Consider the following 15,037-nt stretch of genomic DNA (forward strand, 5'->3'; position numbering starts at 1 on the left):
CTCTGGATATGGTCCGGGCCGCGCCGGACAAGTGATTCAGATGGCAAATTTCTGGGTAGCGGCCAGCAGCTTGGCCAAAATGCCGGGTTCGTCGTAGGCGTGGCCTGCGTCTGCAACCATGTGAAATTCTGCTTGTGGCCAGACGCGATGCAGTTGCCAGGCTGTATGCGCCGGTGTGCACACATCATAGCGTCCCTGCACGATCACCCCTGGAATGCCATGCAAGCGATGGGCGTTTTTCAGCAGTTGATCCGGCTCCAAAAAGCCCTGGTTCATGAAGTAGTGGTTTTCAATACGTGCAAAGGCCAAGGCTGCTTTATCACTGGACTTGGCGTCCAGGTGATTCTGGCTGGGCAAGAGCGTGATCGTATTGCTTTCCCATTGCGACCAGGCGTGTGCGGCGCGTAGCTGCACAGCAGGGTCGTCGCCCGTCAGACGCTTGTGATAGGCGCTAATCAGATCCCCGTGCTCTTCCTTGGGAATCGGGGCCAGATACTGTTCCCAGATGTCCGGAAACAGGCGAGAGGCGCCTTCCTGATAAAACCAGTGCAATTCTTCAGGGCGGGCCATGAAGATACCGCGCACAATCAACTCACTGACGTGCTCGGGGTGAGTCTGGGCATAGGCCAGCGCCAGGGTCGAGCCCCAGGAGCCGCCAAAGACCAGCATCTTGTCGGCCTTGAGCTTTTCCTTGCGCAGCCGCCCCATGTCCTGCACCAGATGCCAGGTGGTGTTGTTCTCCAGGCTGGCATGAGGGTAGGAGCGCCCGCAACCGCGCTGATCAAACAGCAGCACATTGTATTTTTGTGGGTCGAACAAGCGGCGGTGATCGGTAGAACATCCTGATCCCGGCCCACCGTGCAGGAAAATGGCGGGTTTACCTGCCGGGTTGCCGCAGCATTCCCAGTAGATATGGTGCCCATCATCGGTGTGCAAGGTGCCTTGGGCGTAAGGCTCTATAGGCGGGAACAGGGTAGCGCTCATTGTTCTTTCTTGGGCCAGTTCAGTTCAGGGGTAGGGGTGTCATTGCGGGTGAAGATCAGATCCCACACGCCATGGCCCAGGCGCAGCCCACGGTTCTCGAACTTGGTCAGTGGACGGAAGTCAGGGCGGGGAGCATAGCCGTCGTGCGTGTTGCTGAGCATGGGCTCGGCGGACAGCACTTCCAGCATTTGTTCGGCGTAATTTTCCCAGTCGGTGGCGCAGTGAATATAGCCACCGGGTTTCAGACGGCTGGTCAGCAGCTGAATAAAGGGCGATTGCACCAGACGACGCTTGTGATGGCGCTTCTTGGGCCAGGGATCCGGGAAGTAGATATGAATGCCAGCCAGCGAGGCAGGGGCGATCATGTCGCGCACCACTTCCACCGCGTCATGTTGAATGATGCGGATATTGCTGATCTGGTTGTCATCAATACGCTTGAGCAAAGCGCCAACACCGGCGTTGAACACTTCTACACCCAGGAAGTTGTCGTCGGGACGAGCCTGGGCAATCTTCTGGGTGGTTTCACCCATGCCAAAACCGATTTCCAGAATCAAGGGGTTGTCATTGCCAAACACTGTTTCTGGTTTAAGGATGCTGTCGCGGTAGCTGATTGACCACAGGGGCAAGAGGCGTGCCAGGGCCTGTTCCTGGCTGGGCGTAATGTGCGCGCGCCGATGAACAAAGCTACGGATATGGGTCTCGCCGGAATTGCTGTTCGCGACATTGGGCGACAGCAGGGATGGTTTTTCGTTGCTGGTGGTCATGGTTGTGGCGCGGGCATCAGGAATGGCTCGCGTATTAGCTAAAAGCGGGAAAGCTCTATTGTAGTGAGTCTTGCCACTGAATTCATGGGGATGCACGTGAAAAAGATAGGGCGGGAACCACGCATCAAGAAAAGATCGCGCTATAATTTTCGCTTCCCCATTCGCGGGATCGTCTGCTTTAGATGCAGACCTCTCCATCAGGGCGGGTGTAGTTTAATGGTAAAACTGATGCTTCCCAAGCATCCGTCGTGGGTTCGATTCCCATCACCCGCTCCAGTTCTGCTTTGTTTCCAACTCCCCCGTTGTTCTGTAACGATTTCCCAAGACAGGCTTTGGAGCTCTCGGGATTCGAGTGTGTTGGCCTGCAACACTACTGCATTTCTACTTCTTAGGCGGTGGTAGCCGCTGATCCTTCAAGCGAAACTTGATACATGCCGTTAAGTATCGAAAATGGGTACACGTTTTATTGACGTGTCGACGAAATCGGAATGTTGAACCATGGCTCTTGCTACGGCTTGGAGTCCGAATCAGCTTGATGCGCAGTTACTCACTTTGTCTCCCAGGAGTGAGCTGGAAAGACTTCTTATTCTGAGATCCCGCTTTTCGGTGTTTCCGGCTGTACCCACTTGGGTATGGAGAGTTTTACTGAAAGCATGTACTGTGTGTTGATTGTTCATATTTGAATATATCTGATAATTAAAGGTTCAAATATGAGAGCTTTATGGGTTCTGGGCTAAATCTGGTATATGTTCATATTTGAGTTTTTATGATTTATATTTATTCATATATGAATGGATAGAAATATGACTGATTCAGAGAATAAAAAGGCTCCTCGTAATGTCATCTCCCGTCCTGTAGACCGTGCCTTGCTGCGGCTGGGGCGGGATATCTCTGCGGCTCGCCGTGCGCGACGATTAAGCCAAGAGGATTTGGCCCAGCGTATTGGTACGTCGTTGAGCACAGTCCGGCGCATGGAGGATGGTAATGCCGGTACTGCCTTGCATACCTTTTTAAGCGCTTTGCATGTGTTGGGACGCTTGAATGATATGACTAAAGTCATGGCCATGGAAAATGATGCCTTGGGGATGGACTTGCTGCGTGAGCAGTTACCCCAGCGCGTCAGGCGCCCACGGCGTATCAAAGCGGATCAAACCGCGGGGGCCAAGTCGCAAGATGATTCGGACTCTGTGGATCCTGACAAGTTGGAAGGTTTCTGATGATGACACGATCTGCCAAGCGCTCAGACCTGGAGGTGCACCTGGGTTCCAGTGCGCATATTGTGGGGCGCTTGTATCTGGGTAATGGCAGACGCAGTGCCTTTAGCTATAACGAGGCCTGGCTCCAGGACGAGCGCTTTTTTATGCTCTCTCCTGATTTGCAATCAGCCTCGGGGGTTCAATATCCCCAAAATACGTTTTTTCTGGCTTTGGAGGATACGGCTCCTGACTCCTGGGGACAGCGAGTCATTCGGCGTGCACACGCCAAGTTGCGGCAAGAAAATCGTGATCTGCTCGCTCTGGAGCCGGTAGATTTTTTGATGTGGGTTGATGATGAAGCACGGGTAGGTGCTCTGCGTCTTTTTGATCCACAGAAAAAAGTTTATTTGCGTTCGGGAGATGCAGCCCGACACGTCCCGCCTTTGCTGGAGTTGGATCGTGTTTTACAGGCGGCGCGTGCCTTGGAGGACGGGACGGAAAGTAAGCAGGATCTGCAGTACCTGCTTGGGCAAGGAACATCCTTGGGTGGTGCCCGCCCAAAATCTACCGTTCGCGATACGGATGGCCGTCTGGCCCTGGGCAAGTTTCCCAGTCAGGCTGACCAGCGTGATGTGATTCGGGGTGAGGTGCTCGCCATGAAGTTGGCTGCCAATGCGGGCATCACGGTCGCAGAGACTCGTATCGAGCTGATTAATGGCACAGCGGTAGCCATTATTCGGCGCTTTGATCGAAATGACGAAGGCGCACGTATTCCCTATCTATCCGCAGCCAGCATGTTGCAGTCTGATGGCCGTGATGCCATTCATGCTTATACCGAATTGGTGGATGTTTTGTTACAGGACGGGGCCAATCCGATTGCTGATATTCATCAGTTGTGGCGCAGATTGGCCTTCAATTTCTTGATCTGTAATACCGATGATCACTTGCGTAATACGGGCTTTCTATATGACGCACGTAATCATGGATGGCGCCTGGCTCCGGCGTTTGACTTGAATCCAATGCCTGGTGACAGGCGGGAAAGTAAAACGTGGCTGACAGAGGATTCCGGGCCTATTGATAGCCGGGCTATTTTGATGGATGGGGCGCCATACTTCAGGTTAACGGTGGGGGATGCAGAAGCAATCTGGGCAGAGCTTGTTCAGGCTGTCAGTCGGTGGCGCAGCGTCGCCAAAGGGCTAGGTATGCAAAGTACGGATCTGGTGGATTTTGAACCGGCATTTGCTTAACGCTATTCCCATGGCACTATATCCAGCATGCAAGAAGATCTTTTTGGCGATGCCATTCCTCAGCCTCCCGCTGCAAAGCCCGCCGCTGCCTCCCGTCGCAAAATCACCAAAGTCAGCCTTGCCGCCTCCGCGCTGGAGCTGAGTGATCTGGCGGCACAGCTTCCTGAAACCTTGCGCTTCGGTGTCTCCACCTGGTCTTACCCCGGTTGGGAAGGCTTGATCTGGGATGGCGAGTACGAGTCGAACATCTTGTCCAAGCACGGGCTGGAGGCTTATCACCAGCATCCCTTGATGCGTACCGTCTGTGTTGATCGCACTTTCTGGCGTCCTTTGACGGTCACGCAGTATTCTGCCTACGCCGCACAGGTGGATGAGGATTTCCGCTTTGTCGTGAAATGTCCCTCCATGATCACGGATGCTCAGGTCCGTGATGAGCAAGGCAAGGTGCGCAAGTCAAATCCGGACTTTCTGGATAGTCGTCTGGCTGTAGAGCAGTTTGTGCAGCCTGCGGTCGAGGGCTTGCGTGCCAAGTTGGGTGTCTTGGTCTTCCAGTTAAGTCCGTTGTCCTGGGGCTGGTTGAATCGTCTGGCAGAGTTGTTTGACAAGTTGGGGCAGATGCTGGCGGCGGCGCGAGAGGCTTTACCGCAGGGTTCACAAGTGGTGCTTGCTGTAGAAGTCCGAGATCCGGAGCTGCTGACCCAAAGTCTTGTCGATACGCTCAAGGCCAATGGCGCGACGTTTTGCTTGGGCCTGCACGGCAAGATGCCGCCGATTGAGGAGCAACTGCCTGTATTGCGCGCCTTGTGGCCGGGACCCTTGGTGTGTCGCTGGAACTTGAACCGGGAGTTTGGTGCTTACGGCTATGCCGATGCTCAAAAAAAGCATACCCCCTTCGATGCCATCGTCAGCGAGGACTTGCATACCCGCACGGTGCTGGCGCGCACGATTCGTGGAATTACGGGGGCGGGGCAGGCGGCTTATGTGACGATCAGCAATGATGCGGAAGGCTGTGCGCCGCTGTCCATACAGCGGCTGGCGCAACTTGTTGTGGCACAAGAAAAATAACCGCAGGTCTTGAGAAGCGATCCTCAAAAGTGTGACGATTCACAAGACCTGTTGTGTTGCCTGATGAGCTGGGGGCTCAATGCGTGCGGGTTCTGGCCCCGCTCGTGATTATTGTCTGGATTTCTGAATCAGCTCATCTGTCGTCATGACATGAGCGGTGGATACCGCCAGCACTCCCAGGGTGACGCGGTGCACTTCTTCAGCGGGAATCGTCCCAAAGCCCATATCCGGGTAGTTGTAGGTGCCGGTCGCATCGCAGATGAAAGCCACTTTGTAGCCATGGAACATGGCATCGCGGGCCGTGGCGTGGCAGCAGTTCTCAGTGGTCACGCCGGTGATCACAACCGTATCGATCTTGCGGGTACGCAGGATGATGTCCAGGTCTGTGCCAAAGAACGCGCTGTACCGATGCTTCTTGATGACGACCTCGTCCCCTTGTGGAGCCACTTCGGGGTAAATATCAACGCCAGCGGTCTCATCGACCAGTCCCACCTGGTTTTGAATCGGAGGGTAAATCTCCCCGAACAGCCCCATATCGCAGCCGTTGCGGCGGTGGGCGTGGGCGGTGAAGATCACTTCCATGCCGGTTTGGCGGGCATGGCCCAGCAGTTTTTGCAGGCGGGGCATCAACTCCATGCCCATGGGCGTTTCCAGCGGGGCGCCGGGGGCGATGAAGTCGTTTTGCATGTCGATCACAATGACCGCCGTGCTGCCAGGATTGATTTGATCAATCTGAATAGCCATCTCATTCTCCTTTGGTTTGCTCAAGGTCGGGCGGCTGTGTAGTTGGTATTGCCGCTGCCGGTGTCATAGACGTTTTTAGAGTAGGAGGATGGGGCGGATCTGGCTTGGCTGTCCGTGCCATCGTTACGGTTTTTTTGACTGTGCCTGCCATCTTGCGCAGCGCATCGGCAGCGTGCTGGGGTTGGGTGTTTTCCGGGCTTGTCTGTGCTTGGGGAATGGACGTAATCTTGTTGAAAAACGATTAATCCATCGGTGCAGAGAGCGCCGATTATGGAGACTGAACCTATGACAGCGATCATAGCGGTCAAGCCCGGAGACAGCTTTGAGCACTGGCACGAGGTCACTTGTAGGCAGTTTTCACAGACCGAATGCAGCCAGATTGCCCGGCCCCAGTTTCAGGCGCGGGTCACCCTCAATAGTTTTGGTGGTTTGGGTTTGAGCAGCATCTGGTCTGCCACCCCTCAGGGGGAGGCTATACGGGTGAACAGACGGCAGGCCGATATCCGTAAAGACCAGCGCGACTGTTTCATGCTGTGGCTCATGCTGGATGGCCATATTCAACTGAGTCAGGACGGACGCTACGTCAGCCTGGGAGCAGGGGATCTGGTACTTCAGGATCAGTCACGGCCTTTTGATCTGGAGCTGGGGCCTTTGGCTCATGCGGCCATGGTCATGATTCCTCGTCCCTTGCTGGCAACGCGCCTGCCCTCGCTGGGGAATCTGGCTGCGCGCCGTATTGCGGCCAACTCGCGTCTGGGGCCGATGGCGGGGGCTTTGGTCAAGCAACTGCTTGGTATGGGGGGATCTGCTGAGGACGGCATGGATCAGCGTGTGACGGCTTCGGTGCTGGACATCTTTTCTGCGGTCTTCGAGTCTGAAACTTCTGCGCTTTCTCTGGCCAATCGTCAGGAGCGGCGTCTGGAACAGATCAAGGCTTATATACGGGCGCATCTGCATGAGGATGCACTGGATGTGGAGCAAATTGCGCGTGCTTCGTCCATGGCGACTCGCACGCTATATCGGCTCTTTGCGCTTGAAGCGACCACCCCTATGCAATGGCTGTGGGAGCAGCGTTTGATCCGGAGTTACCGTTTGTTGGAGGAGGGGAAACACAAACGGGTGACCGAGGTGGCCATGGCCTGTGGCTTCAAGGACCTCTCCCATTTCAGCCGTTTGTTTCAGGCGCGGTTTGGGCAAGCTCCCTCGACGCTAGGATACGCGGTCAGGTCTTGAACTTTGCTTGTTCAAGCGGCTTTATATCCAGGCTGGTTGTTGTGGCGGACCAATGCTTGCTGGCTGACTCACTCGATCTTCATGAATGTAAAGTTTACTTTACTTATTGACGGGTTGTTTTGACTTCTGTAAAGTCAGGTTTACTTTACATTCAGGTGCTCAAACATGCTCACCAACAGCAATTCCTCTTCTACGCCATCAGCAGGCCGCCGCTATCTGATTCGCACTTTGCTCTTTATGGGCGTGTATATCCTGGTCAATGCCTTGACCATTGTGGGGCTGTTCGACAGCCTGCTGGGTCGACCTGTTGGTTGGCTGATTGCCATTGCCGTTGCCCTGCCGGTTGCCGGGCAAGTCTGGGCCACCTTGCGCTTAATGGCGCAAAGCGATGAGTTCGTGCGGGTGATTGTGGCTAAATGCTTTGTGCTGGCCGCCGGTGCGACTCTGACCTTGTGGACAGCCTGGGGTTTTGGGGAAACCTACGCTGCTGCGCCCCATATTCCTGCCTGGCTGATTTACCCCTTCTTTTGGGCTGTCTTCGCCCTGGTTTCACCCTTTGTCCGGACTAGCGATTAAATGAAAAACCGATTGCGTGTATTGCGGGCCGAGGCGAACTGGACGCAGGCAGAGTTGGCAGAGCGCTTGGGTGTGTCCCGGCAGGCGGTGAATGCGCTGGAAACGGGCAAACATGCGCCATCTCTGGATCTGGCCTTCAAGATCAGTGCCGTGTTCGGGCAGACCGTAGAAGAGATTTTCGAGAACCCGTATTGGGACTCCTGAGTCTGGACGGGGATTGCACCCTGGGTGACACTGTGGCTTGTTGATGCCTCCTGGACATCAACAAGCGGGTGTCGAAAAAAGCCAGTGTTCAAACTTGAAGCAATGATCTTGCAGTCTCAAGTACTGGCTCGTTTTCTTACTTGGTGGTGTAACCACCGTTGATCAGAATGGTCTGGCCGGTAATCCACCAGCCATCGCTGACCAGATGACGAATGAAAGGCACGACATCTTCAATGTCTGTCAACCCGGTCTTGGAGTAGGGGGACAGGGCGGCGGCAGTCTTGTGATAGGCCACGGCATCTTCACCTTCGGCAGGATAGAAGAAGGGTGTATCCATAGGGCCAGGGCCAACTGCCGTGACGGAAATACCGCGTGCGCCATACTCTTTGGCGGCAGCGCGGGTGTAGTGTTCTACCGGCGCTTTGGTGCCAGCATAAGCGGCGTAAAACGGGGTGAAAGCCCCCAGTAGGGACGTGACCAGGGTGCAGACTTTGCCATTGTCCTGCACGTGTTTGCCGGCTTCTTTCAGGAAGAAAAAAGCGGTTTTGGAGTTGATGTCGCTCATCTCCTCGTACTCGGCTTCGCTGACTTCGGTCAGTGATTTTTTCAGTACCTTGCCGACCGTGTTGATGGCGATATCGGGGCGGCCAATGGCGGCGACGGTATCGCTAAACAGTTTTTCCATGGCACTGGCCGAACGCAAGTCGGCCTGGAAGGCGACGGCTTGTGCGCCAGCGGCCTGGATGGCTTTGACAGTGGCTTCGGCAGCCGCTTTGGAGCTGTCGCTGTTGTAGTGAATGGCAATGGCGCGCGCCCCTTGTTCTGCCAGGTCGCGGGCGATCAGGCCACCCAGATTCTTTGCTCCGCCTGCAATCAGAACGGTTTTACCTTTGATGCTGTGCTTTGCCATGATGACTCCTTGCTAGTGTGGGCTGCGGGCTGCAAGCCGTTTCGTTTTTCCATGATATAAGTCGATGAAATTGTTTAAATCATCCAGTTCTGACATCATTTGTCTGAAAAAACGAACAATCAGCATCGCTGCTTGAGCAGACTGAGGCTGGCGATTCGCCCTGCGTTTTGCTGCTGCTTATCTGGAGAAGGCCATGGACCGCATTGACCTGTTTCGCATCTTTACGCGGGTCGTGGAGTGCGCCAATTTCACCCGCGCAGCGGATACCTTGGGTATGCCGCGCTCTTCCGTGTCGACGGCCATTCAGGAGCTGGAGGGCCGAGTGGGGGCGCGCTTGCTGAATCGCACCACGCGCAAAGTAACGGTCACGCAAGATGGGGCGGCCTTCTACGAGCGTTGCCTGCGCGTGATTGCCGATGTGCAGGAAACCGAGAACCTGTTTCGCCAGGCCAGTGTGGGGCCAACGGGCACAATCAAGGTGGATGTGCCGGGGCGGGTAGGTCGCCTGATTGTGGCGCCTGCGTTGCCAGAGTTTCTGGAGCGCTATCCGCATGTCCATGTGCATCTGGGCGTGACGGACCGCGAGGTGAACTTGATCGAGGAGCAGGTGGATTGTGTACTGCGGGTGGGGCCCTTAAGTGATTCGGGCCTGATCGCCAGAAAGATGGGTAGCTTGCCCTTGATCAATGTGGCCAGTCCCGCCTATCTTGCCCGGTATGGCATGCCCCAGACGCCTGCGGATCTGGACAACCATCAAGTGGTACGTTATGCCTCGCCCACCAGCGAACGTGTGGCTCCTTGGGAATGGATGGAGCAGGACAAGCGTCAGGTGCTGGATCTGCCAGGCCGCGTAACGGTGAATAATGCCGAAGCGTATATCGCCTGTTGTTTATCCGGCCTGGGGTTGATCCAGATTCCTGCCTACGATGTACAGGCGCACTTGCAGGCAGGTGAATTGGTGGAGGTGCTGCCGGATCACCGTGCCGCGCCTATGCCCATGTCCTTGCTGTATTTGCATCGCCAGCACTTGTCGCGCCGCTTTCAGGTGTTTGCGGATTGGCTGGAAACCTTGCTGCACCATTCCGCCTTGTAGTGTGGGGCAATAGGCAGCAAGGAAAAGCTGTCAGGGATAAAACAGCAGCAGCCCGAACACCGCGAACACCATCAGGTGCATATAGCCTTGAATGGGGGAGGTTCGCTTGCCGCTAAAGCTCAAGATGCTGAGCAGTGCCGTGATCAGAAACAGCACGATTTCCGTATTGCTGATGCCCATGATCACTTGTTTGCCGGTGATCAGGCCAATCATCAGCACCACCGGCACCGTCAGTCCCACGGTAGAGACGAAGGCACCCAGACACAGATTGATGGCGCGCTGCATTTCATTGTTCATGGCCGCCTTGATGGCGGTAATGGACTCCGGGGTGAACACGATAATCGCGATCAGCACACCGCCGACAGCAACGGGGGCGCCCGAAGCGGCGATACCGTAGTCCGTCACAATGGCCAGATCGTGTGCCAGCAAGACGATAGGCAAGATCAGGGCGATCAGCACCAGGCTGCGTATCAGCATGGCGCGGGTCGCTTGAGGATCACGCGGTGCGGGTGCCGCATCTTCAGCGTTCTGCACTGCCTGGTTGGGCTGTACATAGTCATGACGGTGGCTGCCCATTTGCAGATACAGGAAGATGGCATAAACGAGACCTGTCAGGACCGCAATGCCGGTGGCCTGGGTCGTGCTGAACTCGCCTGCCGTGCTGGTGTAGTTGGGCAGAATCAGGCCCACACTGGTCAGCAAGACGATCATGGACAAGTAGGTGTTGGTGCCTTGGCGGTTGAACTCCTGGTCGCCATTGCGCGCTGCGCCGGCAATCAGACACAGCCCGGTGATCAGGTTCAGGATGATCATCATCACGGCGTAGATTGAGTCCCGACCTATGGTGGGAAAGTCACCTGGCCCCAGCAGGACCGAGGCGATCAGAATGACTTCGATCAGCACAATGGACAGGGTCAGGATCAGGGTGCCGTAAGGCTCGCCCAACTGATGGGCCAGGTGGTCGGCTTCACGGACCACCCCAAATGAGGCCGCCAGAATGGTCACGAACAGCACCAGAAAGACGACGGCCGCCGTGGTGCCGTTCAAGGAATCTCCCAGCCACTGCCCGCCAAAAATCATGAACAGGACAACAATGGACCAGGAACCGAGCAAGCGTAGCCAGGTGATGGGAGTAATGAGCTGAGTTGAGGGTGATGCAGGGTGGGCCATCGTGGATGCTCCGCCAAAGAGGTAGGGCCGTCCCTGTGCTGAAAAAGCAGATCCAGGTCGTCCTGGATCTGTTTTGAATTGAACTATTCAAGTAGCCACGATTTTATCACCTGGGCCTCAAGCGGCAAGTGTGGCCTGCCTGAAACCGGATTTTTTGTGGCGGGGAGCCATCTTTTTCTGTATTCAGGCAAGATGCTGCGGGGAAGGGGCGGGCTCTTCTACTTATCTTCCTGACATGGCGTTCAAGCAGTTTGCATTTTCAGGGGTTGCTTGCAGCTATCCAATGTTCGCATCCATTTTGGATCGCTATTTACGGCGGACACCAACCTGATGAAAAAACAGGCGGTCCCATGGAGCGGACACAAGCCGCGTTTTCTGTATAGGGTTTGTTCTTTTCAATAGCCTGCCTGAATTTTCCAGGGGCCACACCCGCATAGGCTTTGAATGCGGTAGAGAAATTGGCCGGGCTGGAGAATCCTAAATCAGTCGCAATGACATCAATTTTCAAGGCTGTGGTTTTCAGCAGATATTCGGCCCGATACATGCGTTGCAATCGGATATAACTGCTCACACTCAAGCCAAAATTGCGTTGAAATATATTCATGATTTTTCGACGTGAAATCTTGAACATATCGCACAGTTCTTTCTGGCTGGGAGGCGAGCCCAGATTGGCATCGATGGTCTTTTGAATCGCGTGGATCAGCATGCTGGTTTCGGCAGTGGTGCTGGGGCGCTGGCTTGGAGTCTTGCCCGAGATCACTGCAGGTGTCATTTGTTTGGGACAGCGCAAGGGAACGTTGATCCGCTCTTTGACCTCGTCTACCGCATACGGATTGCCAATGTAATCAACCGCTCCTGCCTTTAAAAAAGCGACGCATTCCTCACTGCTGCCGTCCATGCGCGAATCCAGAATAATAATGGGGATTTGGGCGGTGGCTTTTAATCCTTGCAGCATATGAGTCAAGGACAAAGCATCAATCCCCGTCAATTGCTTATCCAGCAGGATAAGTTCCGGTAGCGTTAACTGGGCCTTGGTATATCCTTGCACTCCGTCAGCGGCAACAGAAACCCGAAAAGCACCAGCCAGCAGGGATTGAAGAAGTTGTTCGTGCTGTCGAGTGTTATTGGAGATCAGCAGAATCCTGATTTTTTGATCTGGCTGATACTTTATAGTGGCGTATTTGTTCAATATAAAGCCCCGCGCCCTTCTTCTGACGAAGACGGCTACCTTTACTGGCATTGCTCAAGTAGCCAATTTCTTCAGAATACAGACTCAATGAATAGATAAAATCTATCGATATGATTCGTACGGCAGACATAACATTCTGTATCAATGGAAAAAGTAAATTTTCAAAATTGCTCATTGCATTTCATTTTTGGCAGGCGGCATGCCGAAAGCCCGAAACCCGGGCCCCTAGCCGGACCCAAATGTCCAATCTCAGGAATGCTACGCTGGCGTATCGGTGAATTTTTTTGGCAGGAGAAGGCGTGATTCTACGGCTTTACACCTGAAAGCAGGACTAAGTTCAGGCTGGCCAGCCTTGGTTTTGCCCGCATGAGTGTGCATCCGGATGAGCTTGTCCGTTGCGGATTGTGAAGCTGTTTTTGTGATGATTCAGCGAAGCAGGAAGCGCAGTCAGTAACAAGGCGTTTATTTGCCGCTTCTTTGTTGGATTTTGACCAATTTTCAAGGTCTGTTTTTGATGATTGATATGGTTTTTAGATCGGTTTTGATATGGCGTGTTTGAATCCTTCAGAGGACGTGGGGAAGGTTTGAAGACCGTAAACCAAGCAGAGAACAGGAAGGGCGGGACAAGCTTGATCAGCCTTGTCCCGCCCTTGTTTTAAAAGCAGCTTGAGTGGATCTGGGGAGCCGGTGTCAAGCCGGCGCAAGATCCAAAGTGATGGTCTCGTCCAGCATATCCAGTCTGTCTTGCCCCCAGAAAAGCTCGCCCTGGTACACATAGGTGGGTGAACCGAAGACCCCGGCTGCAATGGCCTCTTCAGTATGGGCTTGATACTGCTTTTGCATCAGCGGTGCCTGCTGCAGCCAGTACTCCGCGTCCAGCTGGCACGCCTGCAAGATCCTGGCCAGTTGGGCTGGGTCGGCAATGTTCTGCTCCTCGCACCATTGGGCTCGCAAAATGGCTTTGTACAGATCCAGCACCGGCAAGCCAGCCCGATCGATTGCGATCACCAGGGTGGAAGCCAGGGTGGCGTCTGGGCACATGAAGCGCGGTGTGGGGTTCACGTGTATGCCCAGTTTGCGACACCAGCGCTGCAGCTCTGCAATGCGATAAGCCTGCCGTTCGGGCGAGCGCTGTCCCAACAGAACACCGCCCGTCCGGGCATAGACCTGAGGCAAGTCCACGGGTTTGTAATGGATAGGGATGCCATGTTTATGGGTGATCGCCTCCAGCCGGTCGGCCCCCAGGTAGGCCCAGTCCGAATTCATCCAGAAGTAGTAGTGAATACCGGGCGTGTTCATGTGCGGACCTTTCGGTTGGATAGGGCGGGAAGGGAGAAATGCGTAGGGCCGTGCATGAACCAGGTACTGGCAAAGGCAATCAGACCCAGCCCGCTCAGGTACCAGACGATGTAGTCGGGTTGACCGTCGCCATAGGCCAGCAAGGAGGTCGCTACCAGGGGAGCCAGACCGCCACCGATGGCACCGGATACCTGCACGGCAATGGAGATGCCGCTGTAACGCACTTCAGGTGGGAATTGCGTGGAAAACAGGCCACCTTGTGGGCCATACAGCGCGGCATAGACCAGCCCAATTGCAATCACCAACGCCAGGGTGATGGTCTTGGAGTCCAGGCTGCCCAGCATGGAAAAGAAGGTGGAGGAGAACGCCAGCATGCAGATGGTGCCTGCCATGAAAACCCATTTGAAGCCGATTCTGTCGCCCAGGACGCCAAATAGCGGCATGGTGAACAGGGCCGCAAAGGCACCCCAGACGGTGGCATCCAGCATGACGCTGCGCTCCACCCCCAAGGTCGTGGTCGCGTAGGCCAGGGCAAAGGTCACCACCGTGTAGAACCAGGTCACTTCGGCCAGACGGCCTCCCACGACCAGTAGAACTTCACGCGGGTAATGACGCAGGACTTCCAGGGCGGGAATCGGAACCTGCTTGCCCTTTTTACTCATCTGCTCGAAGTCGGGGGACTCGGCCACTTTGGCGCGTATCCACCAGCCCACCAGCAGCAGGGCGACGCTGGCCAGAAAGGGCAGACGCCAGCCCCAGGACAGCATGTCTTCTTCGGGCAGGCTGGCGACGGCTCCCATGGCCAGGGAAGACAGGATCAGGCCGGGGGCAACCCCTGTTTGCGGCAAGCTGCCGAAAAAGCCTTTCTTGCCTTCCGGGGCATGTTCAACCGCCATCAGCACGGCCCCGCCCCATTCGCCGCCCACGGCAATGCCTTGCAGAAAACGCATCAGAACCAGCAGCACAGCGGCCCAGTAGCCAATGCTTTCATACGAGGGAATCAGGCCGATCAGGATGGTGGGAATCCCCATTAGAAAGAGCGTGATCAGCAGCATGGATTTTCGGCCCAGCTTGTCTCCAAAATGGCCGAAAACAAATCCTCCCAAAGGACGGGCAAAAAAGCCCACGGAGTAGGTGGCAAAGGCCGCCAGCGTGCCGGTGATCGGGTCAAAGGCGGGGAAAAAGATCTTGTTGAAAATCAGTGCGGCAGCGGTGCCGTACAGAAAAAAGTCATACCACTCTATGGTGGTTCCCATCATGCTGGCCAAGCCAGCGGTAACGTACTGGCGCGACGAACGCGCCTGTCCATGGTTAGGCATCGTCATAGCGACCTCCTGGTGGAAGCTGGGGATTGGGTACGGGC

General features: G+C 55.2%; 15 protein-coding genes and 1 tRNA gene. 8 read left to right on the top strand and 8 right to left on the bottom strand.

What is annotated here, in order from left to right:
• Positions 1-36 precede the first annotated feature (36 nt).
• Entirely contained in the window at positions 37-984 is a 948-nt protein-coding gene (pip, locus tag CPY64_RS01390; protein WP_042482839.1) for a prolyl aminopeptidase, read from the bottom strand.
• Positions 981-1,748 carry a tRNA (guanosine(46)-N7)-methyltransferase TrmB gene (gene trmB, locus CPY64_RS01395; protein ID WP_042482842.1) on the bottom strand — a complete coding sequence of 256 codons (768 nt, stop codon included), beginning with the start codon at positions 1,746-1,748 and terminating at the stop codon, positions 981-983. The genes pip and trmB overlap by 4 nt, the downstream gene beginning before the upstream one ends.
• A 202-nt stretch (positions 1,749-1,950) precedes the next feature.
• Between trmB and CPY64_RS01400 the strand changes: the two genes are divergently transcribed.
• The 4 genes from CPY64_RS01400 to CPY64_RS01415 all read left to right on the top strand — a co-directional run bounded on the left by CPY64_RS01400 (position 1,951) and on the right by CPY64_RS01415 (position 5,256).
• A tRNA-Gly gene (locus CPY64_RS01400) sits at positions 1,951-2,024 on the top strand.
• Positions 2,025-2,551: 527 nt separating this feature from the next.
• Positions 2,552-2,965 carry a helix-turn-helix domain-containing protein gene (locus CPY64_RS01405; protein ID WP_042482845.1) on the top strand — a complete coding sequence of 138 codons (414 nt, stop codon included), beginning with the start codon at positions 2,552-2,554 and terminating at the stop codon, positions 2,963-2,965.
• Positions 2,965-4,191: a type II toxin-antitoxin system HipA family toxin gene (locus tag CPY64_RS01410; RefSeq protein WP_042482848.1), complete on the top strand. Its 1,227-nt coding sequence runs from the start codon at positions 2,965-2,967 to the stop codon at positions 4,189-4,191. The genes CPY64_RS01405 and CPY64_RS01410 overlap by 1 nt, the downstream gene beginning before the upstream one ends.
• A gap of 27 nt (positions 4,192-4,218) precedes the next feature.
• A complete protein-coding gene (locus CPY64_RS01415; RefSeq protein ID WP_042482850.1) occupies positions 4,219-5,256 on the top strand; it encodes a DUF72 domain-containing protein in 1,038 nt (345 codons plus the stop codon).
• 108 nt (positions 5,257-5,364) lie between these two features.
• Here CPY64_RS01415 and CPY64_RS01420 read toward each other — a convergent pair whose 3' ends face one another.
• Positions 5,365-6,000, bottom strand: coding sequence for a cysteine hydrolase family protein (locus CPY64_RS01420; RefSeq protein WP_042482854.1), 636 nt, complete (start codon positions 5,998-6,000; stop codon positions 5,365-5,367).
• A gap of 285 nt (positions 6,001-6,285) precedes the next feature.
• Here CPY64_RS01420 and CPY64_RS01425 point away from each other — a divergent pair, with 285 nt between their 5' ends.
• The 3 genes from CPY64_RS01425 (at position 6,286) to CPY64_RS01435 (ending at position 8,013) form a co-directional block, all read left to right on the top strand.
• Positions 6,286-7,233, top strand: coding sequence for an AraC-like ligand-binding domain-containing protein (locus CPY64_RS01425; protein WP_052362912.1), 948 nt, complete (start codon positions 6,286-6,288; stop codon positions 7,231-7,233).
• A 165-nt stretch (positions 7,234-7,398) separates the two neighbouring features.
• Positions 7,399-7,809 (top strand): hypothetical protein, encoded by a 411-nt coding sequence (locus CPY64_RS01430; protein WP_042482859.1) that lies wholly within the window; start codon positions 7,399-7,401, stop codon positions 7,807-7,809.
• Positions 7,810-8,013, top strand: coding sequence for a helix-turn-helix transcriptional regulator (locus CPY64_RS01435; RefSeq protein WP_042482862.1), 204 nt, complete (start codon positions 7,810-7,812; stop codon positions 8,011-8,013).
• Between the two features lie 136 nt (positions 8,014-8,149).
• Here the strand turns inward: CPY64_RS01435 and CPY64_RS01440 are convergent, their stop codons facing one another.
• The gene (locus CPY64_RS01440; RefSeq protein ID WP_042482865.1) at positions 8,150-8,923 is read right to left on the bottom strand and encodes an SDR family oxidoreductase; all 774 of its coding nucleotides are present in this window, start codon (positions 8,921-8,923) and stop codon (positions 8,150-8,152) included.
• Positions 8,924-9,116: 193 nt separating this feature from the next.
• Here CPY64_RS01440 and CPY64_RS01445 point away from each other — a divergent pair, with 193 nt between their 5' ends.
• Complete coding sequence (locus tag CPY64_RS01445; RefSeq protein WP_042482868.1) at positions 9,117-10,016, top strand: LysR family transcriptional regulator; 900 nt, start codon at positions 9,117-9,119, stop codon at positions 10,014-10,016.
• 30 nt (positions 10,017-10,046) lie between these two features.
• Here CPY64_RS01445 and CPY64_RS01450 read toward each other — a convergent pair whose 3' ends face one another.
• The 4 genes from CPY64_RS01450 to CPY64_RS01465 form a co-directional block, all read right to left on the bottom strand.
• On the bottom strand, positions 10,047-11,186 hold the full coding sequence (locus tag CPY64_RS01450; protein WP_042482871.1) for a calcium:cation antiporter: 1,140 nt from the start codon (positions 11,184-11,186) through the stop codon (positions 10,047-10,049).
• Positions 11,187-11,496: 310 nt separating this feature from the next.
• The gene (locus CPY64_RS01455; RefSeq protein ID WP_042482874.1) at positions 11,497-12,375 is read right to left on the bottom strand and encodes a response regulator transcription factor; all 879 of its coding nucleotides are present in this window, start codon (positions 12,373-12,375) and stop codon (positions 11,497-11,499) included.
• 690 nt (positions 12,376-13,065) lie between these two features.
• On the bottom strand, positions 13,066-13,674 hold the full coding sequence (locus tag CPY64_RS01460) for a 2-hydroxychromene-2-carboxylate isomerase (RefSeq protein ID WP_042482877.1): 609 nt from the start codon (positions 13,672-13,674) through the stop codon (positions 13,066-13,068).
• Positions 13,671-14,999: an MFS transporter gene (locus CPY64_RS01465; protein WP_042482881.1), complete on the bottom strand. Its 1,329-nt coding sequence runs from the start codon at positions 14,997-14,999 to the stop codon at positions 13,671-13,673. The genes CPY64_RS01460 and CPY64_RS01465 overlap by 4 nt, the downstream gene beginning before the upstream one ends.
• Positions 15,000-15,037 lie beyond the last annotated feature (38 nt).

The organism is Alcaligenes faecalis (assembly GCF_002443155.1).
GTDB lineage: Bacteria > Pseudomonadota > Gammaproteobacteria > Burkholderiales > Burkholderiaceae_B > Alcaligenes > Alcaligenes faecalis.